The organism is Bizionia gelidisalsuginis (assembly GCF_008086185.1).
GTDB lineage: Bacteria > Bacteroidota > Bacteroidia > Flavobacteriales > Flavobacteriaceae > Bizionia > Bizionia saleffrena.
This window is the reverse complement of sequence record NZ_VSKN01000063.1, coordinates 1-1,712: the sequence shown is the minus strand read 5'-3', so window position 1 is coordinate 1,712 and position 1,712 is coordinate 1. Positions and strand designations below refer to the sequence as shown.

General features: G+C 29.1%; 3 protein-coding genes. 2 read left to right on the top strand and 1 reads right to left on the bottom strand.

Annotation, left to right across the window (positions count from 1 at the left end):
- On the top strand, positions 1-124 hold a 124-nt coding region (locus ES677_RS15945), incomplete at its 5' end, for an IS3 family transposase (protein WP_394349293.1).
- 414 nt (positions 125-538) lie between these two features.
- Positions 539-1,162 (top strand): DUF6705 family protein, encoded by a 624-nt coding sequence (locus tag ES677_RS15025; RefSeq protein ID WP_148381700.1) that lies wholly within the window; start codon positions 539-541, stop codon positions 1,160-1,162.
- Between the two features lie 426 nt (positions 1,163-1,588).
- Here the strand turns inward: ES677_RS15025 and ES677_RS15940 are convergent.
- Positions 1,589-1,712, bottom strand: a 124-nt coding sequence (locus tag ES677_RS15940; RefSeq protein ID WP_394349293.1) for an IS3 family transposase, incomplete at its 5' end; no start/stop codon positions are given.

The following is a 1,712-nucleotide window of genomic DNA, read 5'->3' as shown; positions in this document are numbered from 1 at the left end:
GGAAAGAGATATCTTTGAATATATTGAACTTTGGTATAATAAAAAGAGAAGGCACTCAACACTCAATTATCTGACAATTAAAGAATTTAATAACTTAAAAATTAATTATAAATATGCTGCTTAACTTATACTGCACTTTTTGTTTGCATGTCCATTATTCCTTTTATATTTTAATGAAACAAAAGGACTCTACTGCTTGTTTAATTCAAGTTGAAAAGTTTTGGATGGTTGAGGATAAAATTATTGATTAAGAAACATTGCGCGCAACACAGTATATAAAAAACAGCAGTTAATTAACCATAAAGTTTGTTTCTTTTCTGCTATTCTCTTATATTTTTAAAGTATTAGGAAAGTAGCAGTTTAAAAGCCATTACGCAAGTAGTGGCTTTTTTTGTGTGCAAAATTTGCGGTTTCACTCCAATTACGGTTTTTACCGTAATGAAAAGCGCAAATAAGTTGTAGTTTTCGATGAATGGTACAAAAAAGGATTGCGGTTTTGGCGGGATAATATCATATTAGCATAACAATTTAAATAATTATGAAAACTAAAATATTAATAACAGTTTTATTCTTTACAGGGGTATTCAATATAATAAATGCTCAAGAAACTATAAAAACATTAGGTGTTGATGGTTTTCCTGAAGCCACAGATACTGGAGATATTTACTATAAAGACGTAAACAATTATTTTACAAATTTTTTAGGTGAGTGGTTGTATGATGATGGTACAACTTATTTTAAAGTGACTTTTATAAAAATGGAACGCGTAAGAATGGGGCCTACAAATACTTATCATGATAAATTAGGATGTGAATATTTATTAAAAATTAACGGTATCACTATGTACGATACTTATGGAGCAAACAGTAATATAAATACTAGTAGTATTGCAAATCACATTGTAGGAACAGGTGTTTATGATTATAGACCAAATAAAATTGATTTAACTTATAGAGAACCACCACTTAATGGAGGTTGTCACAGATACGCTAGCGGTAATTTGTTGCTAGAATATACTCCGATTTTAGGAAGTGCAGACGAATTAATATGGACAAGAACCAACAACCAATTATATGGGGATACCACAGAGTGTAATGATGGTACACAAATGGACACTTCCGAATTTTTAATTCCAGCAACTATGGTGTTAGTTGAACAATAAAGTGTAATATAGCTATAAAAGCCATTACGCAAGTAGTGGCTTTTTTAAATATTTAAAATTTGCGTTTTCACTCCAATTACGGTTTTTACCGTAACGAAAAGTGCAAATAAGTTGTAGTTTTCGATGAATGGTACAAAAAGGTATTGTGAGATTGTTATTATTATTATTATATACTTGGTTTTTAATAGTTAAAATTAATAATTTTTAAAACCAACCAAACGATTGAAAAAAAGAAAATGTAAACAGTATTTAAAACTAGTAATGTTGCTCTTCGGGGTTACATTGGTGTTATCTAGTTGCCAAAAAGAGGATGATTTTACACGGAGTTCACAAGCAGAAAATAGTCTAAACCCAAAGTTTAAAATATCTAAGATTAATAAAAAAAGAATTGAGGACTGGACATGCAAACAAAAAGTGCAGTATAAGTTAAGCAGCATATTTATAATTAATTTTTAAGTTATTAAATTCTTTAATTGTCAGATAATTGAGTGTTGAGTGCCTTCTCTTTTTATTATACCAAAGTTCAATATATTCAAAGATATCTCTTTCC

Excerpts from the sequence above, each read along its gene's own strand:
- ES677_RS15025 (WP_148381700.1), top strand. The coding sequence starts at position 539 with ATGAAAACTAAAATATTAATAACAGTTTTATTCTTTACAGGGGTATTC.